The following is a 25290-nucleotide window of genomic DNA, read 5'->3' on the forward strand; positions in this document are numbered from 1 at the left end:
GGCGGCTACATTGACGCCATGGAATCCGTTCGTCTCACCGGCTACGCCCATGGCGGCGGATGCGCCTGCAAGATCCCGCCCGGCGAGCTGGAAGACGCGGTGCGCGGCCTGGTCGGGCAGTCGGGCGACCACGTCCTGGTCGGCCTCGACGACGGCGACGACGCGGCAGCCGTGCTGGTCCGTGACGATCTCGCGGTGCTCTCGACGGCCGACTTCTTCACGCCCGTGGTCGACGACGCCTACGACTGGGGCCGCATCGCCGCGGCCAACGCGCTGTCCGACGTGTACGCGATGGGCGGACGGCCAGTCGTCGCCATCAACCTGGTCGGATGGCCCCGCGAAACCCTGCCGATGGAGCTGATGACCGAGGTGTTGCGCGGCGGGCTCGCGGTGGCGTCGGAGGCCGGGTGCCCGGTGATCGGCGGGCATTCCATCGACGATCCGGAACCGAAGTACGGCATGGCGGTGACGGGCGTGGCCGACCCGAACCGGTTGCTGCGCAACGACGCCGCCGAGCCGGGACTGCCCCTGACGCTGACCAAGCCGATCGGCGTCGGCCTGCTCAACAACCGGCACAAGCAGACCGGCGAAGTGTTCGCCGAGGCGCTCACGACGATGACGGCGCTCAACCGTGACGCGTCCGAGGCTGCTTTGGCGGCGGGCGCCCGGGCGGCCACCGATGTCACCGGGTTCGGCTTGCTCGGGCACCTGCACAAGATGTGCCGGGCCTCCGGCGTGGGTGCGGTGATCGACCGGGCCGCGGTGCCCGTCGTCGACGGCGCTCTCGACGCGCTGCGCGACGGCTACGTCTCCGGCGGCACCCGGCGCAATCTCGACTGGGTGCGGCCGCACCTGCGCGCCGACGTCTCCGAGGACGATCTGCTGCTGCTCGCCGACGCTCAGACCTCCGGCGGTCTGCTGGTCGTCGGTGAAGTGCCCGGCTATCCGGTCATCGGCCACACGGTGGCCGGCAGCGGCATCTCGGTGCGCTGAGCCGCTAGCGCAAACAACGTCTCGGATTGCAGCCACTGGGTGGCTGCAATCCACGGCGTAACGTGTGGTTCGGACGAAGTAACACAACGCTTTTGACGCCAGGGCTGTCACGGGTGCTCCCGCGCGACCCTCAGGTCGAAAACGGCGAGCGGTGTCGTGTGGGCCGGTTACCTCGACCGCCCAAGTGAAGTGCGCTGAGCCGCTACATGAAATTTCGAGTATGCAGCGCGGAGATGTCGGCGGCCTCGTCGGCCGGGAAACCGAGGTGGACCAGCCGCCGCTGCCGCCCCTGATCCATCTCGTCCTGCAGTGTGAGCACGGCACGGTAGCCCGCCGCGATCGCGGCCGGTTCCCAGCTGCCCGCCGCCAGCAGGACCAGCGAGTCGAACACGTCCGCGTTGAGGCCCGCGGTGTCGACCAGAGCCGAATACCGACGCTCGACGGCACCGCGAAGCTGGCTGAGCACCCGGCTGTCGCGGTCGGCCTGATAACGCAGATGCGCCACGCCGAAGGCGACGTGGCGGGCCTCGTCGCGGCGGGCGAGCCGGGTGACGTCGCGGGTCACGGGGTCCGGTGCGTGCACGTCCAGGAACTCGAGGAGGTTGAGGAAACTGCCCTCGCCGAGCACCGACAACAGGAATGAGGCCATGGAGAAGTCGGCCTCGTCGAGCAGCGTTGCCAGCGACTGCCTACCGCCGACCGTCGAGGTACCCATCGGCAGACCGGTCAGCAGGGCGCGACGGGTGAAGACCTCCATGTGCCGGGCCTCGTCGGCGGCCTGCACCGCCAGCAGCTGCAGCACCTCGCGGAAATGCGGATGGATACGGGCCAGCAGTTTCGCCGGGACCACCAGCGCGGCCTGCTCGTTCTCGACCAGGTACGTCATGACCTGCACGACGGCGCGGTCGACGTCGGGGTGGATGTCGATCGGGGCGGCCCAGTGCACGGCGGTCGCCGGGTCCCATTGTTCGGCGGCGGCGTGGGCGTACAGGCTGGGTGCGATGTCCGCCCACACCAGGTCGCGGTCGCGGATGTCAAAGGGTGAGTACGGCGTGGCGCCCCGCTCGACCAGCGCGCCCCGTGCGGCCAGGCCCCAGTGGGCGGGAGCGGAGGCGACGATCCCGTCGGGGCCGGGTGTGCCCGCGCGTTCAGCCCCGGCCCAGCGGTCACGCGCACCCGGTTCGATGGTCCAGGAGTCGTCGTGGCGGGTCGCCCGGTGGCCGAACTGTCGGCACCAGACCGGCAGATCCACGGCGAGAGCCGGTGCGCGGCCGACGATTTCGACGACACAGCCCGGCGGCACGGAATTCAGCGCACGCTGCACCAGCAGGTGCGCGCCGTTGTCGAACCCCAGGTCGCCCAGGTCGACCCGCGGATTCATGGCCGGTAGTCGGATGCGGTGATCGCTCCTGACGCATCGTAGAAACCGAGCAGCTCCACAGCGGTGTTCAACACGTCGTAGCCGCTGGCACGCCCGGGCAACCATCGGGTGAGTCCTTCGAGGTCCAGCAGGGGCCGCACGGTCTCGTCGGTATACGACATCGACAGCAGCAGGCCCCGCAGTTGCTCGACCTCCGCGGCGGGCGCGGTGTCGATCACGGTCAGGTTGCAGTGGTCGAAAGGCGTTGTCTGACCGATGATCCGGAGGCTCGACGGCGGTACCGTGCCGTTCCGGCCGAAGCCGAGGTGGTTGGTGTCGATGATCGCCGCGGCGTCGGCCCGACCGTCCAGCACAGCCCGCACGGCGTCGCGCTCACCGCCGATGTGGTCGCCGTGCAGGCCGACACCGATGTCGAAGCGCTCGATGGTGACGTCGCGGCCGGCGAGCAAGCCCGCCTCGGCCAGCGTCGCCAACGGAATGAGCGTGGCCTGAGGAGAATCCACGGCACCCAACGCCAGCCGCGCCGCTCTCAGGTCGGCGATGGCTTGAATCGGCGAATCCGCGCGGACCACGAAAACCGAGGTCAGGTCCTGGTCGGTGTCCCGCATCACCAGCGCCGACACCTTGCGACCTTGCGCCGCCGCCAGCCGCTCACACCGCAACCACGCCAGCGGCGAGTTCCAGGCCACGTCGATGCGACCGTCCACGAGATCCTCGGCCTGCCGCTCGTAGTTCGAGTACAGGACGAAGTCGAAGTCGAGGCCGTTCTGGCGCAACCAGTCTCGAAACCCCGACCAGATGGTGACCACCTTGGGGTCGTACGCAACAGCGCCCAGCAGAAGAGTCATCGCTGCCTCACAGTAGTGGTTGGCCGAACGCGGCGCGGCCGACGAAATCGTGCAGAGCCTCGGTGGTGGGTGCCATGACCCGGGCCGCCAGCGAATCGCGGAACCGGCGCTCGATACCCAGCTCCTTACGGAACGCCGAACCACCACACAACCGCATCACCCCGTCGGCGACTTCCGAAGCAGCTTCGGCGGCAACAGCTTTCACCTGCAATACGCGCAACATCGCATCGGCGCGCCCCGCCGCCAAGGCGCCCAGCGTGTCGTCGAGGAACAGCGCGGCCCCGTCGACCAGCGTCAGCAGCCGCGCGTAGGCACGGCGCTGCTCGGGCTGTTCGGCCAGGCTCTGATCGAGATGCTCGAGACGACTGCCCGCCAGATGCGTGCCTGCGGCGGCGATCAACGACCGCATCAACCCGACCGAGAACGCCGCGTTGAGCACCAGGAACGTCGGCAGCGCCGACTCCAGCGCCAGGTCGAGGCCCTGCCCGTCGGTGCCCAGCATCGCCGACGCGGGAACCACGAGACGGTCCGCGGTCATCGGCGCCGACGAATTGCCGCGCAAACCCAACCCGTCGAACGAGCCGGCGACCCCGAGCCCTTCGGCCGCGGCAGGCACGTGCCACAGCGTCATCGGACCTTCGGCCTCGAGTGCCCGGCTCGACCACACGTAGCTGTCGGCATGGCCGGCCGATGTCACCCAACTCTTGCGGGAATCCAGCAGCACGGTGTCGCCGTCACCGCGCACGGCGGTGCCGACCGGTGCCCAAAAGTGGCTGCGGGAGCCAACTTCGGAGAACGCCAGGGTGCTCAGGTGCATGCCGGTCGCGATGGCGGTCCGGGTGTCGTCGTCGGCGAAGCGTTCGAGCACGCTGACCGCGGCGTAGTGCATGGTGAGCACCATCGCGGTCGAACCGCAGACCGATGCGACGCTGCGCACCGCCTCGGCCGCGTCCCCGAGGGTGCCGCCACTCCCTCCGAACTCGGGCGCGCTCAGCAGGCCGAGAAACCCCGCCTTCGCCAGTGCGTCGATCGATTCGCGGGGAAAATCGCCGCTTGCGTCGACGGCCGCGGCCGCCGGTTCGATGACATTGCCGACGACTTCATCAAGGGCGGAACACAGCGCAGAATCCACAGACAACCTCGGTACGTAGGCGGGCCAGGCACAGCGCTCGCCACCGTACCGGCTTCAGCCTGCCGTGGTGATCGAGTCGTCGGTAATGCCTGCTGCGCGCCGCGCGGCGAGCCGGTGCTTCTGCGGTTCGATGGTGTAGCGCGGATCCTTGGCCGAATGGATGCCTGCCTCGAAGACACCGAACCGGGTCAACGCCGAGGCCGCCATCAACGCCAGGCCGGAAACCGCGGCGACGACGCGGTTACGCCCGCCGAGCACCGCACCCACACCACCGGCGACGGCCAGCCGCTCGGCCCACCGCAGCATCTCTCCGGCCGAGCCGTGATGCAGTGGTTCCGCCGCGACCGGGTCCATCCGGCGTTCCATCAGCTTCATGGCCGTGATGTCGCCGACCACACCGAGCGCGGCCAGCGTGCGCGCCGGGCCGGTCTCGGCCACCGGTGTGGTGACCATCGCCAGTCCTGCCGAAGCCAGGCTCGCGGAGCTGACGAACACGAACGGCAGATCCCGGTGGGCGTCGTTCCACGTCGGATTCGCGGTGTCGGACAACAGAACTGCGGTGTAGACGGCCAGGGGCGCGGCGAACACGCCTGCTTCGAGGCCGGCCGGTCCCTCGACGACCCGCAGCACCGAGCGCAACGGTCCGAGCGGCAGCCGCTCCCCCGTCATCCGGTCGACTTCGGCGACCGCCGCGACGCCGATACCCCCGCTGAACGCCGAGAGGATCCACGACCCCACGCTCATCGGCGAGGTGATCTTGAAGGTGCGCATCATGTTGTAGAACCGGTCGGGCCGCCCAAGATCGGCGACCAGCGCCACCGCGCCGAGGCCGACGGCGCCCAGCGCACCCAACCGTGCATTGCGCCGCAGTCGGGGCCTGCCGGTCAGCTGCGCGCCGAGCCCGAGCAGACCCGAACCGCCCGCGACCCCGCCGAGGAACAGATACGCCGCGACCTCATGGCCCCATGGCGGTGGTTTGACCACCGGACGGCCGTAGTACGAGGTGAATTCGGCCTCCGGCACCATCGGCATCTCACGAGCGCCGTCCCCGCCGGACCCGCCACCACGGCGCCGCCGCTTACCGCCGCCGCGCCGCCGCCGCGGCGGCTCGGGCGGCCGATAGCTGTCGAATTCGCTCATGACCTACCTCGGAGGAACGAGAACGCCGCCGCCGCAACCATTCCCAGTGCGGCGACGCCTGCCCTCTTGTACATCGTCATGAGATCGGCTGTGCACACCCGCGGATCCGGCGGCAGGCCGTACACCTCGGGTTCGTCGAGCAGCAGGAACACCGAACCGGTGCCGCCCACCCCGTCGAGTTCGTTGGCGCCGTAGAGCCTTGCCTCGGTCAAGCCCTGGGCATGCAGCTGCGCCACCCGTTCACGCGCCTCGACGACCAGGTCGTCGTGGTCACCGAACTTGATCGACGTCGTCGGGCACGTCTTCGCGCACGCCGGGGTCTGGTCCTCGACGAGCCGGTCGTAGCACAGCGTGCATTTCTGCGCGATGCCGCGCTTGGGCACCTCAGGCTGTTCGCCTTTGCGGTCGCCGGGCCCGGTCGTGGTCCCGAAGGTGCCGTCGTTGCGCCGCTCGACCACGCCGAACGGGCAGCCGGCCACGCACGTGCCGCAGCCGTTGCACACGTCGTCCTGCACCACCACGGTGCCGAATTCGGTGCGGAACATCGCGCCCGTCGGACAGACATCCAGGCATCCGGCGTGTGTGCAGTGCTTGCACACATCCGAGGCCATGAGCCAACGGAACTCCGGGGTGTCCGGCGGTGTGGTGTCGATGGCCGCGACCGGCCTGCCGACAGCGGGCATCCCGAGGCTCACCAGAGCACGGCCGGACTCGCGCGCCTCCTCGATGCGGTCCCGGTTCTGTTCGACGAACGCGACATGGCGCCACGTGCTGGCGCCGAGCGCGCCGGTGTTGTCGTAGGACGAGCCGAGCAGCTCGAGGTCACCGTCACGCGGGTTTTGGTTCCACTCCTTGCACGCCACCTCGCAGGCTTTGCAGCCAATACAGATCGACGTGTCGGTGAAGAAACCTTTGCGTTCCGCGGTGTGCTCCGCCCAGTGCGCGTCGGCGGCCGGATCGCTCGGCCCCGCGAACTGACCCATCAGCGCTCCCTCCCGGACGTCACCACCGTGACCATCCTTCCTTGGCGGGATCGTCCTGTTCGCCCGGCGGGTCGATGATCTCCCGCGCGGGATCGGTGATCCGCACATTGTCCGTCTCGGTCGTCGCGCCCGACCGGGACTGGTACTCCTCGATCAACTGCAGCAGCGCGGGACCTTGGGGCCTGCGGCCCGGCCGGATGTCGCACGACCCGGCCTTGGACTCCTGGATCTGCACGTTCGGATCGAGCGTGAGGCCCAGGAGATCATTGGCCGCGTCGCCGCTGACGACGGCGTCGCCACCGACACCCCAGTGATACGGGAGGCCGATCTGGTGCACCGTGTGCCCGCCGATGGTCAGCGGGGTCATCCGCTCGGTCACCAGCACGCGGGCCTCGATCGCCGCGCGCGGCGACACGATGGTGGCCCAGCCGTAGGGTTCCAGGCCCCGTTCGGCGGCCAGCTCCGGCGAGACCTCACAGAACATCTCCGGCTGCAGCTCGGAAAGGTAAGGCAGCCAACGACTCATCCCGCCTGCCGTGTGGTGCTCGGTGAGCCGGTAGGTCGTAAAGACATACGGAAACACATCCGCGCCCGGGTCGCCGGCACTGGGAGCGCTCAGATTGTCCTTGCGCGGGAAGATGACTCGCGACGGACTCTGCTGCTGCGGGTAGAGCGCGTTGGCGACCGGCGACTCCTGCGGCTCGTAGTGCGTGGGCAGCGGCCCGTCGAGCAGCCCGCGCGGCGCGAACAGCCAGCCTTTGCCGTCGGGTTGCATGATGAACGCGTCGTCACCGGCCAGCGCGGCAGGCCCACCGAGCGCCGGGTCCGGGCGACTGCCCGGGGCCCGGTCCGCCGGGAAGTCGGGCACGTCGTCGCCCACCCAGCGGCCCTGCTGCTCGTCCCACCAGACGTACTTCTTGCGGTCACTCCACGGCTTGCCGTCCGGGTCGGCCGACGCGCGGTTGTAGAGCATCCGGCGGTCGGCCGGCCACGCCCACCCCCACTCCGACTGGCTCGGCGACGGGCCGCCGCCCGGCGCCCGGCGGGCGGCCTGATTGACACCCTCGGCGTATACCCCGGTGTAGATCCAGCAGCCCGCGGCGGTCGACCCGTCCGCGCGCAGCTCGTTGTACGACGACAACGGCGTGCCCTCGTCCGGGCCGGTCAGATGACATCCGTTGATCTCGGCGAGCACCGACTCGGGCAACGGTTCGCCGTGCTCGTCGGTGGGATAGTCCCACGTGAGATCGAGCAGCGGACGATCCCGCTCGTCGGTCGACCCGGCGAGCTTGGCCCGGATCCGCTGGCCCAACTTGAAGAAGAAGTCCAGCTCGCTCTGGCACTGCCCGGGCGGGGCGAGAGCCTGATGGCGCCACTGCACGAGCCGCTGGGTCTGGGTGAACGATCCCGCCTTCTCGACGTGGGTGGCCGCCGGCATGAAGAACACCTCGGTCTCGATGTCCTCGGTGCGCAGCTCGCCCGACGCGATCTCGGGCGAGTCCTTCCAGAAGGTCGCCGACTCGATGAGGTTGAGATCGCGCACCACGAGCCACTTCAGATGCGCCATGCCGAGGCGCTGCATGCGGCCGTGTGCCGACCCGACCGCGGGGTTCTGGCCGAGCAGGAAGTACCCCTCGACCTCGTCGTCGAGCATCGACATCACCGTCTGGTAGGTGCCGTGCGGGCCGTTGAGCCGCGGCAGGTAGTCGTAGGCCCAGTCGTTGTCCTCCCGTGCGGCATCGCCCCACCACGCCTTGAGCAGGCTCACGGTGTAGGCATCGGCGTTGGCCCAGAACCCTTTCTGCTTCTTCGACCCGACCGCCTCCACGTATTCGGCGAAGGTGTCGTGGCTGCCCGCCTTGGGCATCGGCAGATAACCCGGCAGCAGGTTGAACAGCGTCGGGATGTCCGTCGAGCCCTGGATGCTGGCGTGCCCGCGCAGCGCCATGATGCCACTGCCCGGACGCCCCACGTTGCCCAGCAACAGCTGCAAAATGGTTGCGGTGCGGATGAATTGGGCGCCTAGGGTGTGTTGGGTCCAACCGACCGCGTACGCGAAGCAGGTGGTGCGTTCCCGGCCGGAATTCTGCGTGATGGTCCGGGCCAGATAGTCGAAGTCGCCGACGCTGATGCCGCACACGTCCCGCACCATCTCTGGGGTGTAGCGGGCGTAGTGCCGTTTGACGATCTGGAACACCGTCCGCGGATGCTGCAGGGTGTCGTCGCGCTGCACGCCTGCGTGTTCGAGCGGCGGGCCGCCGCTTCCGTACTGGTCACCGGTGGCACTGTCCGACGCGCTCTGACCAGACGCCTCCTGGCCGGGCGCCCCGATGCCACCGCCGTCCGCATCGGCGTACGACCATGTCGTCGGGTCGTACTGGCCCGTCTCGGGATCGAAGCCCGAGAACAGGCCACCGAGATCCTCGGTGTCGCGGTAGTTCTCGTTGATCAGCGTGGCCGCGTTGGTGTAGGCGACCACGTACTCCTTGAACCACAGGTCGTTGGTCAGGATGTAGTTGATCAACGCGCCGAGCAGCACCACGTCCGAACCGGCCCGGATCGGGATGTGCTTGTCAGCGACCGCCGAGGTGCGGGTGAACCGCGGATCGACGTGAATCACGGTGGCCCCGCGCTTTTTCGCTTCGGTGACCCACTGGAAGCCCACGGGATGGCACTCGGCCATGTTGGAACCCTGGATGACAATGCAGTCCGCATTGGCCATGTCTTGCAGGGGTTGCGTCGCACCACCGCGACCGAAGGAGGCTCCCAGACCGGGAACCGTGGCGCTGTGTCAAATACGCGCCTGGTTCTCGATCTGGACGGCGCCCGCGGCCGTGAAGAGTTTCTTGATCAGGTAGTTCTCTTCGTTGTCCAGCGTGGCGCCGCCCAGCGACGCGATGCCCATGGTCCGGCGCAGCGGCCTGCCCTGTTCATCGCGCTCCTGCCAGGTGTACCGGCGCGATTTGATGAACCGGTCGGCCACCATGTCGATGGCGGTGTCGAGGTCAAGCTTCTGCCATTGCGTGGCCCGCGGCGCGCGGTAGAGCACCTCGGTCTGCCTGCCGGGCGAGTTGACCAGCTGCTCACTGGCCGAGCCCTTCGGGCAGAGCCGCCCCCGCGAGATCGGCGAATCGGGGTCTCCCTCGATCTGCACGACCTTCTCGTCCTTGACGTACACCCGTTGGCCGCAGCCCACCGCGCAGTACGGGCACACCGACTGCACGACGCGGTCGGCGGTCGAGGTACGTGGCTCGATGGCACGAGTGTGTGCGGAGGTGACCGCGGGCCCGCGACCCAACAGGTCACCGGAGCGGAATTGCCGCAGCACGGGCCACTGAAGAAAGAACTTCGGTCCTGCCATGGATTCGAGGCTAGTACGCGAACGCCGGCTCATCGGTCTGAATCACCTCACTCCTTCGTTGCCGGCGTCTTCTTCGCGGTCTTCTTGGCGGCTTTCTTCTGTGTCCCCCGACCGTCCCCGGAGGCCGCGGACTCACCGGTGGTGTCAGCCGTGCCCTCGGCGCCGCCCGGGCTGACCGTCTCGATCACCAGACCGGTCCCGTCGGCATCGACCCGGACCGTATCGCCCGAGCGCACAGTGCCTTTCAGCAGCAGCCCGGACAGCTTGTTGTCGAGCTGACGCTGCACCGTCCGGCGCAGTGGCCGGGCCCCGAACTTGGGATCGAAGCCCTGTTCGGCCAGCCAGTCCTCGGCCGCGGTGGTCACGTCCAGTTCGATGTCCTGGGCGTGCAGCAACCGCCGCGTGCCGTCGAGGATGAGGCCGATGATCTGCCGCAGCTGCGCCTTGTCCAGCCGGTGGAAGACGATGGTCTCGTCGATGCGGTTGAGGAACTCCGGCCGAAACCGCGTGCCCAGCAACTCCATGAGCTGCGGCGTGATCTTCTCGACGTCGCCGTCGGGGGCGTCGAGGATCAGATCCGATCCGATGTTGCTCGTCAAGATCACGATGGTGTTCTTGAAATCCACTGTGCGGCCCTGCGCGTCGGTCACCCGGCCGTCGTCGAGCAGCTGCAGCAGCACGTTGAACACATCCGGGTGCGCCTTCTCGATCTCATCGAACAGGATCACCGAATACGGTTGGCGCCGAACCTTGTCGGTGAGCTGACCGGCGTCCTCGTAACCCACGTAGCCGGGCGGGGAGCCGACCAGCCGCGACACCGTGTGCTTCTCCTGGAATTCACTCATGTCGAAGCGGATCATCCGGCCTTCGTCGCCGAACACCGCCTCGGCCAGCGCCTTGGCCAGCTCGGTCTTGCCGACGCCGGTGGGCCCGAGGAACAGGAACGAGCCGATCGGCCGGTTCGGGTCGGCCAGCCCGGCGCGCGAGCGTCGCACGGCCTCGGCCACGGCACTCACCGCGTCCTCCTGCCCGATGACCCGATTGTGCAGTACATCCTCCAGCGCCATCAACTTGTCGCGTTCCTCGGCGGTCAGCTCGGTGACCGGGATGCCGGTCTGCCGTGACACCACCTCGGCGATGTCGACCACGCCGACCTCAGGTTCGGCCCCGGCCTCGATCTCCCCGACCTGCTCCTTGGAGTTCTCGATCTGCTGGGCGATCTCCTTCTTGAGCTCGTTGGCCTTCTCGAAGTCCTCGGCGGCCACCGCGGCGTCCTTCTCGCGGTTGAGCCGGGCCAGCTGCTCTTCGAGGCTCTTCGCATCGGCACTGGGAGTCTTGGTGCGCAGCCGGACCCGGGCCCCGGCCTGGTCCATCAGGTCGATCGCCTTGTCGGGCAGGAACCGGTCGGTGATGTAGCGGTCCGACAGTTCGGCCGCGGCCACCAGGGACTCGTCGCTGAAGTGCACCTGGTGGTGCTCCTCGTACACGTCGGCCAGCCCGCGCAAGATCTCGATGGTGTCGTTCACCGACGGCTCGGACACCATGACGGGTTGGAACCTGCGTTCCAGGGCGGCGTCCTTCTCGATGTAGCGGCGGTATTCGTCGATGGTCGTGGCGCCGATGGCGTTGAGATCACCGCGGGCCAGGGCCGGCTTGAGCAGGTTGCCCGCATCCATCGAACCCTCGCCGGTCGACCCGGCACCGACGATGGTGTGCAGCTCGTCGATGAACACCACCAGCTCGTCGGAGTGGTCCCGCACCTCGTCGAGGATCTTGGTCAGCCGCTCCTCGAACTCGCCGCGGTACTTGCTCCCGGCGACCAGCGACCCGACATCGAGCGCCACGACCCGGCGGTCGGCCAGGGTCTTGGGCACGTCGCCGTTGACGATGCGCTGCGCCAGGCCCTCCACGATGGCGGTCTTGCCGACGCCCGGGTCACCCGATGAGCACGGGGTTGTTCTTGCGCCGCCGGGACAGGATCTCGACGGTCTGGGCGATCTCGTCGGCACGGCCGACGACCGGGTCGAGCTTGCCGGCCCGGGCGTCGGCGGTCACGTCGCGGGCGTACTCGTCGAGCGTGGGGGTGTCGCTGGCGGGCTGCTTGCCCGTGGCTGCGGCGCGCAGGCTGGGCGCACCGGCGAGGACCTTCGTGGCCGCGGTGTCGGGCGTTGCCGCGACGCCGAGCAGGATGTCCTCCGGGCCGATGTAGCTCTGCCCGGCCTGCGCGGCGTGCTGCTGCGCGACGCGCAGGGCGCGCTTGGCCGCCGGGCTCAGCGCGGGCGCGCCGCCCGCGGCGTCACCGGATCCGGCCGCCGCCTTCATCTGTTCGGCCACCTGATCGGGGTCCAGCTGCAGACCCGCGATGGCTTCGCGGGTCGGCTCATTGGTGGCAGCGGCGTAAAGCAGATGCTCCGCGGTGATCTCCGGGTTGCCCCATTCCACCGCGGCGTCGCGTGCCGCGCCGACGAGCTGTTTGGCGCTGTCGGTCAGCAACCGGCCGAGGTCGACCTGCTGCACCGGCGGCCGCGAACGCGCACCCGGGCCGAAAAACCGCTGGAACACGTCATCGAAGAAATCGTCGAAATCACTCATCAGAAGAGCTCCTAACCATGGTGGATTGATGGAAGGGCGATCTGCGATCGAACATTGCATCGCCAGATCGTCGGATTCACAACATTTTTGGAATGGACCGTGGTCCTCATAGCGGGCCGGTGACGGATGTGGCCACCGGCGCTCGGCCCGGTACATCAAGCCTGTCCCCTCGACCCCTCGTGCGTCCAAGACTTGCTTCCGACCGCGTGATAGGCGACGCCGATCAACGGCCCGCCCGCTGCACTGATAGGCGCCGCCGATCACCAACTCGGAACTTCCGCTTTGACGGCGACATCGCGGTACGGCAGCCTCATTGTTGTTGTCTGCCAGACCTTTTGATCGATCGGAGTGAACCCATGCGCGCCGTGCAGGTGTACACGCAGGTGCGCATCGCCATGACTCCACCCATGGGCGACCACCGCCCGGCGCTACGCGTGGCCCTCGGCTTGGCCGTCCCCGGCGTGGCACTGTTGTCGGCCGGACGCCCTGATCTGATGATCTACGCGGTGTTCGGGGCGATCACCGGGATGTACGGACGGACGGAGTCACGCCAGCGCAGGCTCGCACACCAGACCCAGGGCGCCGTGATTTTGATACTCGGGGTGTCCATCGGTGTCGCGTTGGGCAATTCTCACGTCGTGCCGGGAGTCTTGGTGCTCGCCGCGGTGGTGTTTGCGGTGGTCGGGTCGGTGGCGACGGACCATCTCGCACTCAAACCCGAGGGGCCCTTCTACGGCCTGTTCGCCCTCGGCGCGGTGGCGACCGTCCCGGCGGGCCGCGTGTCGGCGGGTTCGGCGATATTCATCTGTGCCGCAACGGCTTTACTGTCGATCCTGCTCGGGGTTCTCGACGCACCACGCGGATCGCAGCGGGAGCCACGGCCGCCCATGCCGGACCGCCGTGACGTGCTGATGCACGCGAGCCGCTACGCGATCGCCATTGCCGCCGCCGGGACTGCGGGGCTGTCGCTCGGCATCGACCACGCCAACTGGGCGATGGCCGCGGCCGCCGGCCCACTGGCCGCCGCCGACGCGAGCGGACGCGTCCGGCGCGGTGTCCACCGTCTCGGTGGAACATTCATCGGCCTCATGGTGGCCGCGGTATTGCTCATCCCGCAGCCGAGCGAGTACGTGCTGGCGATCTGCGTGATGGCGCTGCTGTTCCCGACCGAACTGTTCATGACCCATCACCACGCGGTAGCGCTGGGCTTCTTCACACCGTTGATCATGCTGATGACAGACCTGGCCCAACCGGCCGCACCGCTCGAGCTGCTGGCCTATCGCGGCATCGATACCATCATCGGCGTCGGGGCCGCGATCCTGGTCGCGCTGATCATCAAGGACCGAACCACCGGCCCGCACCCCGATCAGGGCTGAGCGCCACTCGAATTGGCCTCTCCCGGAATCAATCTCAGTGCGTAGGCGGCGGTTGCCAGTTGCGCGACACCCTGCGGGTCGAGCAGTGATCGGCCGGTGAACTCGTGCAACCGGCGCAGCCGGTACCGGATGGTGTTCGGGTGGCAGTGCAGAAGCTTCGCCGTCGATTCGGCCGACGTTGCTGGCGTCCGACCAGCAACTCGGCAGTCGCCGCGCGGTAGGACTCCACTCTCGGCCCACGATGCCAGTTCCGCGATCCTCGCCTCGTTCACGTGGCCTCACTGACCTGGCCGGCGAGGACGCCGACCTCGCTGGTGTCGCTGCCCCGTGCCGGCCGGCAGATCAACCGTACCGGTCGTTGCTGCCGCCGGCCGGGGCCGGAGGTCGAAACATGAACCGGGGCAACTGGTATCGACAGACCACCCGAACCGCTGATGGGTCGCCAGCGCAGCGGCGGGTTGGCGGGCTCGGCGTGTCGTGGCCCTGAAGGCATACCACACCTGGAAATGCGCCACTGCGGGCGATACCAAAAAATCTGATACTGCCGGCGGTGGCGCGTTCCGGGAGGCACATACCCCAACCTTCCAGGTACTGGTGGGACGGGCGTGACGAAGACGGCTTGAGCCCGCAGCGGCATCCATACGTGCGCTATCGGACCGGCGGCTGCGCCGATGCTCGCCAATATCGGAACAGCACCCGGGCCGTCACCGTAGCCTCGCCGTACTTGCGCGAGTCGTCGGCCATCATGGGGTTGTCACCTTCGATCCACCACCCGCCACGGTAGGGCCGGATGGCGCGTTTGACCACGAGCAGATCAGGGCGGCTGTCGAAGCGTGCGATCACCACGTGCCCAGGTCGTACCCGCCGCACCCGGTAGACCACGAGCGCGTCACCGTCCTGCAGCGTCGGCGCCATCGACGGGCCGGAAACTCCCACGGTGAACACCCGCGACCACACCCAGCCGATACCTGCCGCCGCGACGAGTATCGCAATCGTCTTCGCCCGCCATGCCCAGGTCACGACCGAACCGTACGCGAGAGGGTCCGGATTGCCGCAAGGCACGTTTACCACTTTGTCAGCCTGGTTATCCGGTTCAGGAGTAATGTCACAACAAGGAGTCGACGCAGCGACGGTCGATCCGCTCTGTGCGTGGACTACCTACCCGCACAGCAGTTTTCATGTTGGTACAGGAGAGAGTCATATGCGACTGCCGTCCTTCCTCGCCCCCCGCGTCATCGCCCGTGCACACTGCGACCTGCCTTGCGGTGTGTACGACCCGGCCCAGGCGCGGATCGAGGCCGAATCAATCAAGGCCATAGCGGAGAAGTACCAGGCCAATGAGGACCCCGAGTTCCGCACCCGCGCGCTGATCATCAAGGAACAGCGTTCGGAACTGGTCAAGCACCATCTCTGGGTGCTGTGGACCGACTATTTCAAGCCGCCCCACTTCGAGAAATACCCCCAGCTGCATCAGCTGGTGAACGAGGCGACCAAGCTGGCCGGCGCATCCGGCACCAAGGGCTCGGTCGACCCGGAGGTGGCGCAACAGCTCCTCGACAAGATCGACGAGATCGCCAAGATCTTCTGGGAGACCAAGAAGTCCTGACTCGATTCTGTCGTCACGCACAATCGAGTTCGAAGTCAAGCACAGACCTCGCCGGTTGACCCGTCTGCAGTCGCGCCTGCGCATTAGGCTGCAACCGGGTCAACCGGATCGAGGGACAGCACGGGGGACGTGACAATCAGCGCGAAGACGATCGGAAATCCCTCAGGCGGCATGGCCGACGATTCGTGGCTGGCCATCTCTGCTGGATGAGCGACCCCCCGCCACAAGAAGCACACTGGCCCGCCGGCGCGATTTTCACCGTCGGGCATTCGACGCTACCGATCGAGGCGTTTGTCGATCTGCTGATGCGCTACGGCATCGAACGACTCGTGGACATCCGCACGATTCCGCGTTCGCGGCATAATCCGCAGTTCAACGACAGCGAGTTGCCCGTCAGCTTGAGGGCTCACGACATCGAATACCTGCCGCTGCCGGCGTTGGGTGGTCTGCGGCACGCCCGGAAGGATTCACCCAATACAGGGTGGAAGAACAAGAGCTTTCGCGGCTACGCCGATTACATGCAGACGGAGGCTTTTCAGCACGCGATCGAAACGCTGATCGTGCTCGGCCGCGAAAAACGCACCTGCATAATGTGCGCCGAGGCAGTGCCGTGGCGCTGCCACCGCTCGCTGGTCGCCGACGCGCTCTACGCGCACGGTGTTCCCGCCGTGGAGATCTTGTCCGCCACCGACTATCGGATACACAAGCTCACCGGCTTCGCGCAGATCGATGGCACGTCGGTGTCCTACCCGCCAGACCAGCCGACGCTTCTGTGATGGGCTGCATACGTTCCCGTCATTTGTCGGCAACGTTGCTCCGCAGCCAGCGCCACCCCGCGGCCACGAGTGCCGGTCCGGCCGAGGCGAGTTCCTGCCACATCGACGGCAGCTCCGGACGGGTACGCCAGCGATCCGGCTCTGCGGGCTCTGTCGGCTCAGACACGAATACCTCCTCGTCGAATGCGGTCCGCGCTGGTGGAGGTTCCAGTCTGTTGCGAAGGACCCGACGGCGTCCAAGACGTGATTTCGAATGATCAATAAGCGATATCGATCAACGCGCAAGCTTCGTCAGCGCGGATCCCTTGTGCATCGCGACGTGATCGGTCTTGTCGCTCCTGATTTCGTACTGAGGGTCGTGCGGGCTGGCGTGATGGGTGTAGCCCTTGTAATCCACGTCCTGGGTGTGGACCTTGATGACGGTGCCACTGACCCGCCCCGCCTCGGAATTCCAGGCGACGTGGTCACCGACACTGAAGCGGTGGCTAACGGAGGCGACGTTCTTCCTCCTTCTCCAGACGTTCGCGTTCTGCTTGCCGACGCTCCTCCTCCTTTTCGATGGCTTCCTCACGTTCGTTCTTGTTGGTCATGAATCCGAGCGTACTTCGCCGCGCCGAGTGATCGGCCTCGGATTGTGATGGCCAACAACCACTTTTGTCGGCTCCGACAGCACGTCGGCCTGGCCGTGCGCCGCCGTCGGAGCCCTGCGTATGGTCGGGTCAAGCCGTCGGCGTCCTGGTGCGACTGCGGGTTCCGTTCACCGTGGCCCGAGAGGACGTCGACGACATCGAACGGGGAGCGCAGGATTCGAACTGGGATCCGGTGAAGGCCGCCGCGAAGAAACTGGCCTTCAGCGAGCGGCGAGATCATCTGGGCTCCCGCGATCGACGGTGCATTCGTGTTGTCCACGCGTGGCGGCGATTTCGATCTGCACCTTGGCACTGACGTGTCGATCGGATACCTCTCCCACGACGCGCAGAACGTGCAGTGGTATCTGCAGGGGACCATGACCTTCCAGTGCTACACCGCTGAGGCATCGGTGGCGCTGACACCGTAGGTCAGCCGCGCAGGCGATCCGCGATGGCCGTGCGGGGCAGTTCCCGCGGGCTCGGGTGGGTGATGATGATCCGCTCGTAATCCGGGCCGACGGCGTCGACGAAGGTCAACCCGGTCTCGTCATCGGTGTGGACGTAGGTCGCGGGATCGTAGGCCTGCAAGCGCTGGGTGATCTGCTCAAGATCGGCCGCACTGTCGGTGGACCACACCAGGTGCTGAACGCCGAGAACACCGATGCCGCGCTCCAGGAACGGCTCCTTGGCGTGCAGATAGATCTGGAAGCCTTTGGGCGTCAACAGCAATGCCATGTCGTCTGTGTGCACCGCGACCCGGCAGGAGAAAATGGCGCGATAGAAGTCGACGGACCGGCTCAGGTCGGTCACCCGAACGACGCACGATGTGACGGTCACGTTGATCTCGTTGTCCATGATGTCAGTCTGACCGTCGCTCACCGTAAACGTCCAACGGGGAATTTCGACATGCCGATAAGTCTCGCCTATCACCCGTGGTCTTATGGTTCATGCTCTTTCGCCAGCTGGAATATTTCGTGGCGCTCGCTCGCGAGAAGCATTTCGCCCGCGCGGCCGCGGCGTGTTACGTGTCGCAGCCGGCACTGTCCGAGGCCATCCGCAAGCTGGAGAACGAGCTGAAGGTTCCGCTGGTGCGGCGCGGTAAGAGTTTCGACGGCCTGACCCCCGAAGGTGAACGGCTCGTGCTGTGGGCGCGGCGCATTCTGGCCGACCACGACGCCCTCATCCACGAAGTCACCGCGCTACAGACCGGCCTGACCGGCGAGCTACGCCTGGGTGTCATCCCCGGTGCATCCAGCACGGTGGCATTGCTCACCAACCCGTTCTGCCTCGAACATCCTTTGGTGCGAGTGCAATTGGAGAGCAGCTTACGCTCGGCAGGCATCGTGGAGCGCATCCGCCGCTTCGAACTCGACGCGGGCATCATCTATCCGGACGGCCAGAACACCACCGACCTTCTCGTCACGCCGCTGTACCAGGAACGCCAGGTGCTCATCGCCAGTGGCGACCTGCTGACGAGCCAACCCGACCCGACGACGTGGGCCGACGTGCCGGAACTGCCGCTGTGCCTGCTGAATACAGGAATGCGCGGTCGTCAACTTCTCGACTCGGCGTTGGCCGCGCACGGTCTCACGCTGACACCGCGGTTGGAGGCGGATTCGGTGGTGTCCCTGCTGGCACACGTCGGCACCGGCCAGTGGGCCAGCATCGTGCCGCAAACCTGGCTGCGGACCTTTCGTCCGCCCGCCGGGGTGCGGGTGGTGCCGCTGGACAATCCGTCGGTGACGGCGACGGTCGCGTTGGTGACCAGTGCTGCAGAACCTGGGTCGGTGTTGGCACGCGCGCTCGTCCAGATCGCGCAGACCGCTCGGATCACCGTCGAACCCGGCTAGCCTGCCAGCCCGACCGACAGTAACGCGCGCACGGCCTGCGCCAGATCTTCTTCGAGCCATGAGGGCCACTGCGCATCGTCGGCGTGCCGTCGGACCGCGGCATACGGCAGGTCGACGACGGCGCGCGTCATGGCATCCATCGTGCGGGCCTCGTCGTTGCCGAACACCTCGCGGGCCAGCTCGCGCACGCGCTCGATCAGCGGGGCGTTCATAGCGGCGAGCCGAGTCTCGAAGTCCGCGTCGGGCTCGCCGTCGAGCAGATCGCTGGGCCGGATGGTGAGCAGCAGCCGGGCGTCGTCAGGGGTGGCCCGGGCGAACTGGACCGCCGCGACGCCCATCGCGACAGCCGTCTCCAACGGCGTCTCCCCCGCCGCGGCCATCGCGCGGGACTGGAACCGCTCCAACGCCCGGATCCACGCCGCGGTCAGGATGCCGTTGCGGTTGCCGAACCGGTGGTAGAGGGTGCCCGCCGGAGCTCCGCTGGCCCGGGCGATCGCCGCGACGCTCGCCGCGCGGGGTCCGTCGGTCAGGACGAGTGCGCGCGTCGCGTCGAGAATTGCGTCGGTTTCATGCTTCCGCGGAGGTGCCACGATCTAGTATGGTCCTTCTATATAGAACGTTTACCCTATATCGACGAGCATGCCACAACCATCGACGCCGATGCGGCGACAACATGGGAGGCGGTGCTGAGCGTCCTGTGCGGCAACCCGGCCGATCCGCACGCACCGCTCGGCTTCAGGATCGGCGAGTGTCGCGCCAACGAACGTCTCGTGCTCGCCGGGCGCCACCCGTTCGCGGTCTACGAATGGGTCTTCGAACTGGACGCGCTGACGCCGAACCGCACCCGGGTGCGATCGCAGACGTGGGCGGCGTTCCCGCATCTCCGCGGAAAGGTCTACCGCGCCCTGGTCATCGGGACTGGCGGCCATCGCATCGTCGTGCGCTGGGCGCTCAAGCGCATCGCCGACGAGGCGCGCCGCCGCGGCGTGGGCGTCCGACAAGCCTGAAATCAGCGGACCGCGAGGGTCAGCCGAGGGTGACCAGGGTGACCGCCCCGGCGGCCATCGCCAGCCCGAACGCCTGACCCTGGTGGATCCGTTCCCGCAACACCACCACCGCGAGCAGGACGGTGAACGCGGGATAGAACGAGGACAGCACCGACGAGATCGCGAGCAGGCCGGACTGCGTGGCGAGCTGGAACAGCATGGTGGCGGCCGCGGTGGCCAGGCCGACCGCCAGCGATATCGCGGCATACCGGTCCCGCGGCAGCCAGCTCTGCCGCAACACGCCGGCGATCACTGCGATGACCACGACCGACACCGCGAGGCTGAGTGCGGCCGGGAACAGCCCGGAGCCCTCGGGCACCTGCCCCAGCGAGACAAACAGGAATCCGAAACCGATGCCGGCGACGATCCCGTCGAGTACACCGGTTCCGCCCTTGGCGACGTGGCCGCCTTCGACGTTCTCGTCGCCCTCGCCGCTGGCGATCAGCCAGATCGCCGGGAGCGCGCAAACGATGCCGAACCAGGCCAACGCGCTGGGTCGTTCCCCGACGACCACACCCACAAGCACCGGCAAGGCGGCCGCCCCGACGGCCGACAACGGCGCCACCACGCTCATCCGCCCGTTGGCCAGGCCGCGGTAGAGGAATCCGGTGCCGACGCCGGAACCGATGCCGGACAGTGCACCCCATGCCAGCGCCGTACTGCTGGGCGCGCCCCCGAAGACCACCGCCACCAGAGCCAGGACGACCGCACTGCTTAGCTGGACCCCAAACGCCACCCGCCAGACCGACGTCCGTCGAGACAGCACGCCACCGAGGAAATCGGATAGCCCGTACATGCTCGCCGCGCCCAGCGCGAGAAGGATACCCACGGCAGGCGACGCTACCGGACCGACTCGACGCCGCTATCTTCCGGCTGCTTTCTGCACTCCGGTCGCGGATCTCAGTTCAGGTCAATGCGATTCGTGCACGCACTCAGCCGTTGCGAGATGGCCGGATCAGTTGGCTGCCTCGGAGCGGCCAGGATGATCCGACATCGGCGGCGCGGAAGCGCCGGAAATCCACCGCCGGGTGCGCTGTGGTCGCGAAGGCCTGCTCGCCCTTGGCCGCGCCCAGAGCCAGCCGAATTCTCATCTCCAAGCCCAGGCAGGATGTTGCCGATGGCGGTCATGTGCGCTCCCCGATTCGGGCTGGAAGCGCAGGATCGTCGTTTCCCCGCTCGGATGGAGTGCACAAGTTTGCCGCTAGTTGGCGGAGTCCAATTCGTGCGACGGCGTCGACCGGTGCGGCATCAAGCGCGTGAAGGCCCTGCTGCATTAGCGAGTTGATGCGCTCTTCGACGGCGGCGCGCGCACCCAAGGTCTCGATCAATGCAGCGCAATCGGCCACCTCAGCTTCCGTGAGATTGGAACCGACGAGGCCTCGCAAGTGATTGCCAGTCTTCGGCGCTGAGCTATCTGCACGCGCAATCGCTTCCGCCAGCAGGACCGTACGCTTGCCGCACCGCAGATCTTGGCCGCGAGCCTTGCCCGTCAGCGCCGGATCACCGAAAAGATCGAGAATATCGTCGTGTAGCTGAAAGGCGATGCCGAAGGCCATGCCGATCGAGTGAAAGACTTTTTGACAGTCCGGTCTATCCGCCGCCGCGGCCGCGCCAAGCTGTAGCGGACGCGCAACGGTATACGCAGCTGTCTTGTACCTGTTTACCTTCATGGCTGCGACGATCGACTCGTTGTTGCTACATTCGGCGACGATGTCGAGGAATTGGCCGCCAAGGATCTCAGTTCTCAATTTTGACCACACTTTTTGAACCCTCTGGTGGGTGTCGCGCGATAGCGGCGCCGAAGCGACGATGTCGTCAGCCCATGTCAGCGAGAGGTCTCCCATCAGGATGGCGGCGGAGATGCCGAACTGTTCTGCTGAACCACTCCACTCACTGGCCCGATGCAGGTCCGCAAATGCAATGTGCGCGGTGGCCTTACCTCGACGTTGCTCGGATTGATCGATGATGTCATCGTGCAGCAACGCACAACCCTGCAAGAGCTCCAAAGCTGAGAACAACAGCAAAAGGTTTTCCACCTCGCTGGGCGATGGACGGGAGTTCGCTGGCAGCGCTGCCCGCCATCCCCAGTAGGCAAACATTGGGCGCAATCGCTTGCCGCCGCCCAGGATAAATCGCACCAGCGCGACAATGAGCGCCTCGTAGTCAGCACCGAGGTAAGCAGCGTCGCGGCGTCGGGCATCTAGGTGAGTGCTCAACTGCGAGTCGATCGCTGCGACCAGGTCGGGCATCGACGGCAACGGACAAGCGGACTGTCGGTACGACTCCCCGCAGACGGATGAAGTCATGCAGGTCAGCGTCTTCCGGTGACTGACTTCGGAGCGATAAGAGCTGCCGCTACAAAATCGTCCGCTGGCCGAGGTACCGGAACCGAGGACTCGATGGTGCAAATCAAGAGTGCGATCGCACACGGGCCGATTTCGTTCCGATGTAAATTTTGCTCGGTGAGTTCAGCGCTCGGCCAATTGTCACGGCGAGCTTTTGAATGGACCGCGAGAATCTGCAATTCCATACCAAGCAGGTCGATCATAGTCAACTCCGTTGAAGGGTATCTGCCGGATACCGCATTGCAGGATTTTGCAGCGGTAACGCCGTCGGCGCCTTATTCGCGTTCGACGGCCACACTGAATGTCCGACTTCTGACTGAGTGAACGAGGAGAATCCGTATAACGGGAGGCCGCTGCGCGGATCTGGGGTGGCCGCGGGAGTGCGGTCCCGCGGCCACCTGGGTGGTTGGTCGTGGTTAGTCGGCAAGCTTGGCCGACCAGCGATGTTCGATGCGTCCAAATTTCCACACCGCCACGGCGATCAGCCACGAGACGATGAACAGTCCGACTATCAAATAGCCGGCATAGTCGAGGTTAATGGCAGCGAGCGCAGCCACTGGACCGGAGTCAATATGCAAGCGGTCGGCAAGTACCCCTATGAGTTCGATGGTGCCGATGATCAACGCCACCGCTACCGAAAGGGAGGTGATGGTGAGGTTGTAGAAGATCTTTCGCACTGGTTTGGCGAAAGCCCACCCGTAGGCGTAATTCATGAAGGCGCCGTCGGTGGTGTCCATCAAGCACATGCCAGCGGCGAACAGGATCGGCAGGACGAGGATCGCATAGAACGGCAGGCTGAACGCGGCAGCGCCACCAGCGATCACCAGAAGTCCGACTTCAGTGGCGGTGTCGAATCCGAGGCCGAAGAGAACGCCGATCGGGTAGATGTGCCACGGCTTGGTCACCGATTTGGTCAGGCCACCCAAGAATCGGTTCATCAGGCCTCGAGAATCGAGTTGACGTTCCAGGGCGGCCTCGTCGTAGCGGCCACGGCGCAGCTCGCGAAACACCTTGACGATGCCGATCAATGCGACCAGGTTGATGATTCCGATAATCCACAGGAACACCCCCGACACTGAAGGGCCGATTACGCCGGTGATCGTGTGCAGTGGCGAGTCTTCGTCCTCCACCGGACCGACCAAAGCCCGCACGCCGAGCGCCAACAGGAAGGTCAGGGTGAACACAATGGTGGAGTGGCCGAGGGAGAACCAGAACCCGACTGACAGGGGTTTGCGATCAATGCCCTTGTCGATGTTCTCTGCGAGCAATTTGCGGGTGGTGTTGTCGACAGCGGCGATGTGGTCTGCGTCGAACGCATGCCGAAGTCCCAAGGTATAGGCGAGGATTCCCACACCCAGGGTGAAAACAGGGTGATCGCCACCCAGCTGGTAATGCCGCGGAAGGACGAAGGCGAAAAGAACCCCAAACCCCACCAGGTGCAGCGCCACGATAAACCCGTACATCCCAACGAGTGAGCGACGGTCGGCACCCGACAGGCTGCGTCGGAACTGTGCGAAGCTATGGACTGAGACTCCGTCGTGGACGGTCATGTCTTCTCCCTTTGTATTGCCGTCACCGAAGACAGCTTGGTGGCTGCACACTGTTGCGACGGTCTCGACTTTGGCCGGCAACTCAGTGCCGACCAGTCGGAACCTGTCGCCCGCAGTGCGCCCCGATATGATTCGGCGAAGCGCCGGGGGCTGCCGCGATAGGTCATCTCACGCCTTCTTCTCAACGAACCCGGTTTGTGCATGGTGGTCACGAGCCGCCGCGCACGGCGTCAATGAAACGCTCTGCACCTCAATGGGCCCGAGCAAACCTGCCTCACGCCGGACAGCTTGACGCCTTCCGAGCGCGGCGCTTCGACTGATGCGCCGCGCTCGGTTGGCTTCGAAGAAGTCGAAATGCGAACCCAATTCCGCGTGCCCCCGCCGGGTGGCTCGGTAGGTCATCTCACGCTTTCCTGTCGACGAAGCCGGTTTTGTGCATGCCGGTAACGGCTTCTCCGCCCGCTCAAGTGCTGGGCGAACCCTTCGTTACCTTCAGTAAGACGGCCAGTGAATCCGGACAGCGTGAAGGATGACTAACCTTGCTTGGCGGCTCGTGAACCCAAATGGCCATTAGCGACGAGGGTTCCGAGCACATCCATGATGGCTCGACAGCCCAGCTGTGCGGTGGAGTCACTGGTGTCGTACGGCGGAGCAATTTCGACTACCTCCATACCGCAGATCCCTTCTTGCGCAACCCTGCTCAACGCCCTGAGCGCTTCACGCGGAAGCAACCCACCCGGCTCCGGCGAGCCCGTGCCGGGCGCCATTCCGCCATCGACCACATCGATATCAAACGAGAGATAAACCTTCTCGACACCCTTCCAGGCGATCTCCAAGGCCGCATCGACAGCCTTATCGATACCTAGATTTTCAATGTCTCCCATTGTCATAACGGTTGTCTCACGATCCCTTGCGACCTTGAGACCAGGTCGAGAGCCATACCATCCTCCGATTCCTATCTGCACAAGATTTTTTGCAGGAACGTTGGGAAGATTTGTCGCATGGAAGAAGTGGGTCGTATGCATCCGCTCGTCCATGTCAGACTCTTGAATGTCAATATGCCGATCAAAGTGGATAACCCCGATATTGCCCTCCGTCTGCCGGGCGATGGCTCGTATGTTCGGGTAGGCGATCGAGTGATCGCCGCCAACCATTACTGGGAAAACCCCCTCGTTGATGATGTAGGAGACAGCACGGTCCATCTGATCGAACGACTTTTCAATATTTGAGGGAATCACGAAGACATCCCCCGCGTCACAGATAGACAATTCCTGCGCCAGGTCGACTGCCATATCCAAGTTGTAGGAGTCATACAGTGCGGAGATCCTCCTCACCGCCTGCGGCCCAAATCGACAGCCCGATCGATACGTCGTACCCATGTCGAACGGCTCGCCCAAGATGGCGACATCGTAATTCCCGACGTCATGAATGTCTTCACAGTACGGAGCCTTGAGGAAAGTGTTAATACCCGCAAACGCCGGCTGTGCTCCTCTGCTGAACGTCGAGATTCTTCTGTCGTTTATCGACTCTGCCGCGTCCAAACCAAGCGCGATACCACGGGCCACCGCCTCCTCTTCAACGTTTGTGGGAATCGCCGCCAAGAGATCTAGATTCTTGACTCCCTGCAGTTGAGTACGATCAAAGCCTTCGTCTGATGGACGTTGTGCCTTACTCATTACCTA

At 66.0% G+C, this 25290-nt stretch carries 23 protein-coding genes and 3 pseudogenes; 7 read left to right on the forward strand and 19 right to left on the reverse strand.

Going from position 1 to position 25290, the window contains the following annotated elements:
• Nucleotides 1-9 precede the first annotated feature (9 nt).
• Entirely contained in the window at nucleotides 10-993 is a 984-nt protein-coding gene (gene selD, locus BTO20_RS31645) for a selenide, water dikinase SelD (RefSeq protein WP_408632215.1), read from the forward strand.
• Between the two features lie 202 nt (nucleotides 994-1195).
• Here the strand turns inward: selD and BTO20_RS31650 are convergent, their stop codons facing one another.
• The 7 genes and pseudogenes from BTO20_RS31650 to BTO20_RS31685 form a co-directional block, all read right to left on the reverse strand.
• Nucleotides 1196-2374 (reverse strand): diiron oxygenase, encoded by a 1179-nt coding sequence (locus tag BTO20_RS31650; protein ID WP_087079806.1) that lies wholly within the window; start codon nucleotides 2372-2374, stop codon nucleotides 1196-1198.
• Nucleotides 2371-3222, reverse strand: coding sequence for a phosphate/phosphite/phosphonate ABC transporter substrate-binding protein (locus BTO20_RS31655; RefSeq protein WP_087079808.1), 852 nt, complete (start codon nucleotides 3220-3222; stop codon nucleotides 2371-2373). Before BTO20_RS31655 ends, BTO20_RS31650 begins: the two co-directional genes overlap by 4 nt.
• Nucleotides 3223-3229: 7 nt before the next feature.
• Entirely contained in the window at nucleotides 3230-4354 is a 1125-nt protein-coding gene (locus BTO20_RS31660) for an acyl-CoA dehydrogenase family protein (RefSeq protein ID WP_232490912.1), read from the reverse strand.
• A 54-nt stretch (nucleotides 4355-4408) separates the two neighbouring features.
• On the reverse strand, nucleotides 4409-5494 hold the full coding sequence (gene nrfD / locus BTO20_RS31665; protein ID WP_087079812.1) for an NrfD/PsrC family molybdoenzyme membrane anchor subunit: 1086 nt from the start codon (nucleotides 5492-5494) through the stop codon (nucleotides 4409-4411).
• On the reverse strand, nucleotides 5491-6477 hold the full coding sequence (locus BTO20_RS31670; RefSeq protein WP_087079814.1) for a 4Fe-4S dicluster domain-containing protein: 987 nt from the start codon (nucleotides 6475-6477) through the stop codon (nucleotides 5491-5493). Before BTO20_RS31670 ends, nrfD begins: the two co-directional genes overlap by 4 nt.
• Before the next feature lie 19 nt (nucleotides 6478-6496).
• Nucleotides 6497-9838, reverse strand: coding sequence for a formate dehydrogenase (fdh, locus tag BTO20_RS31675; RefSeq protein ID WP_157680377.1), 3342 nt, complete (start codon nucleotides 9836-9838; stop codon nucleotides 6497-6499).
• A 47-nt stretch (nucleotides 9839-9885) separates the two neighbouring features.
• Nucleotides 9886-12430: pseudogene (locus BTO20_RS31685) on the reverse strand (ATP-dependent Clp protease ATP-binding subunit).
• 356 nt (nucleotides 12431-12786) lie between these two features.
• On the opposite strand from BTO20_RS31685, the gene BTO20_RS31690 reads away from it, so the two are divergent.
• Nucleotides 12787-13806 (forward strand): FUSC family protein, encoded by a 1020-nt coding sequence (locus BTO20_RS31690; protein WP_087079821.1) that lies wholly within the window; start codon nucleotides 12787-12789, stop codon nucleotides 13804-13806.
• Here BTO20_RS31690 and BTO20_RS39575 read toward each other — a convergent pair.
• A complete protein-coding gene (locus BTO20_RS39575; protein ID WP_087079823.1) occupies nucleotides 13797-14078 on the reverse strand; it encodes a helix-turn-helix domain-containing protein in 282 nt (93 codons plus the stop codon). The two genes, BTO20_RS31690 and BTO20_RS39575, sit on opposite strands and share 10 nt — an antisense overlap.
• Before the next feature lie 376 nt (nucleotides 14079-14454).
• Nucleotides 14455-14826, reverse strand: coding sequence for a S24 family peptidase (locus BTO20_RS39990; RefSeq protein WP_232490913.1), 372 nt, complete (start codon nucleotides 14824-14826; stop codon nucleotides 14455-14457).
• A gap of 181 nt (nucleotides 14827-15007) precedes the next feature.
• Between BTO20_RS39990 and sodN the strand changes: the two genes are divergently transcribed.
• A complete protein-coding gene (gene sodN, locus BTO20_RS31705; RefSeq protein WP_029370024.1) occupies nucleotides 15008-15412 on the forward strand; it encodes a superoxide dismutase, Ni in 405 nt (134 codons plus the stop codon).
• A gap of 206 nt (nucleotides 15413-15618) precedes the next feature.
• Nucleotides 15619-16188, forward strand: a complete 570-nt coding sequence (locus BTO20_RS31710) for a DUF488 domain-containing protein (RefSeq protein WP_087079824.1) — start codon at nucleotides 15619-15621, stop codon at nucleotides 16186-16188.
• Nucleotides 16189-16207: 19 nt separating this feature from the next.
• On the opposite strand, the gene BTO20_RS39580 is transcribed toward BTO20_RS31710, so the two are convergent.
• Together BTO20_RS39580 and BTO20_RS31715 are read right to left on the reverse strand one after the other, a co-directional pair.
• A complete protein-coding gene (locus BTO20_RS39580; protein WP_157680378.1) occupies nucleotides 16208-16354 on the reverse strand; it encodes a hypothetical protein in 147 nt (48 codons plus the stop codon).
• A 108-nt stretch (nucleotides 16355-16462) separates the two neighbouring features.
• A pseudogene (locus tag BTO20_RS31715) lies at nucleotides 16463-16666 on the reverse strand (DUF2945 domain-containing protein); the annotation flags it as partial.
• Between the two features lie 215 nt (nucleotides 16667-16881).
• On the opposite strand from BTO20_RS31715, the pseudogene BTO20_RS31720 reads away from it, so the two are divergent.
• Nucleotides 16882-17245, forward strand: a pseudogene (locus BTO20_RS31720) (encapsulin); the annotation flags it as partial.
• Nucleotide 17246: 1 nt separating this feature from the next.
• Here BTO20_RS31720 and BTO20_RS31725 read toward each other — a convergent pair.
• On the reverse strand, nucleotides 17247-17672 hold the full coding sequence (locus BTO20_RS31725; protein ID WP_087082958.1) for a VOC family protein: 426 nt from the start codon (nucleotides 17670-17672) through the stop codon (nucleotides 17247-17249).
• A gap of 92 nt (nucleotides 17673-17764) precedes the next feature.
• Between BTO20_RS31725 and BTO20_RS31730 the strand changes: the two genes are divergently transcribed.
• Nucleotides 17765-18667 carry a LysR family transcriptional regulator gene (locus BTO20_RS31730; protein WP_198344134.1) on the forward strand — a complete coding sequence of 301 codons (903 nt, stop codon included), beginning with the start codon at nucleotides 17765-17767 and terminating at the stop codon, nucleotides 18665-18667.
• Here BTO20_RS31730 and BTO20_RS31735 read toward each other — a convergent pair.
• Nucleotides 18664-19257, reverse strand: coding sequence for a TetR/AcrR family transcriptional regulator (locus tag BTO20_RS31735; protein ID WP_087079830.1), 594 nt, complete (start codon nucleotides 19255-19257; stop codon nucleotides 18664-18666). The two genes, BTO20_RS31730 and BTO20_RS31735, sit on opposite strands and share 4 nt — an antisense overlap.
• A gap of 21 nt (nucleotides 19258-19278) precedes the next feature.
• Here BTO20_RS31735 and BTO20_RS31740 point away from each other — a divergent pair, with 21 nt between their 5' ends.
• Nucleotides 19279-19674: a hypothetical protein gene (locus BTO20_RS31740; protein WP_087082960.1), complete on the forward strand. Its 396-nt coding sequence runs from the start codon at nucleotides 19279-19281 to the stop codon at nucleotides 19672-19674.
• A 19-nt stretch (nucleotides 19675-19693) separates the two neighbouring features.
• Here BTO20_RS31740 and BTO20_RS31745 read toward each other — a convergent pair whose 3' ends face one another.
• The 6 genes from BTO20_RS31745 to BTO20_RS31760 form a co-directional block, all read right to left on the reverse strand.
• The gene (locus BTO20_RS31745; protein ID WP_087079832.1) at nucleotides 19694-20542 is read right to left on the reverse strand and encodes an EamA family transporter; all 849 of its coding nucleotides are present in this window, start codon (nucleotides 20540-20542) and stop codon (nucleotides 19694-19696) included.
• Nucleotides 20543-20645: 103 nt separating this feature from the next.
• Nucleotides 20646-20810, reverse strand: a complete 165-nt coding sequence (locus BTO20_RS39585; protein ID WP_157680379.1) for a hypothetical protein — start codon at nucleotides 20808-20810, stop codon at nucleotides 20646-20648.
• A 27-nt stretch (nucleotides 20811-20837) separates the two neighbouring features.
• Entirely contained in the window at nucleotides 20838-21962 is a 1125-nt protein-coding gene (locus tag BTO20_RS31750) for a polyprenyl synthetase family protein (RefSeq protein WP_198344135.1), read from the reverse strand.
• A gap of 512 nt (nucleotides 21963-22474) precedes the next feature.
• Nucleotides 22475-23608 (reverse strand): Nickel transporter NicT, encoded by a 1134-nt coding sequence (nicT, locus tag BTO20_RS31755; protein ID WP_087079836.1) that lies wholly within the window; start codon nucleotides 23606-23608, stop codon nucleotides 22475-22477.
• A gap of 168 nt (nucleotides 23609-23776) precedes the next feature.
• Nucleotides 23777-24010: an urease subunit beta gene (locus BTO20_RS41415; RefSeq protein ID WP_157680381.1), complete on the reverse strand. Its 234-nt coding sequence runs from the start codon at nucleotides 24008-24010 to the stop codon at nucleotides 23777-23779.
• Nucleotides 24011-24141: 131 nt separating this feature from the next.
• The gene (locus tag BTO20_RS31760; RefSeq protein WP_087079838.1) at nucleotides 24142-25284 is read right to left on the reverse strand and encodes an agmatinase family protein; all 1143 of its coding nucleotides are present in this window, start codon (nucleotides 25282-25284) and stop codon (nucleotides 24142-24144) included.
• Between the last annotated feature and the right edge of the window lie 6 nt (nucleotides 25285-25290).

The sequence above is a fragment of the Mycobacterium dioxanotrophicus genome, assembly GCF_002157835.1.
Lineage (GTDB): Bacteria > Actinomycetota > Actinomycetes > Mycobacteriales > Mycobacteriaceae > Mycobacterium > Mycobacterium dioxanotrophicus.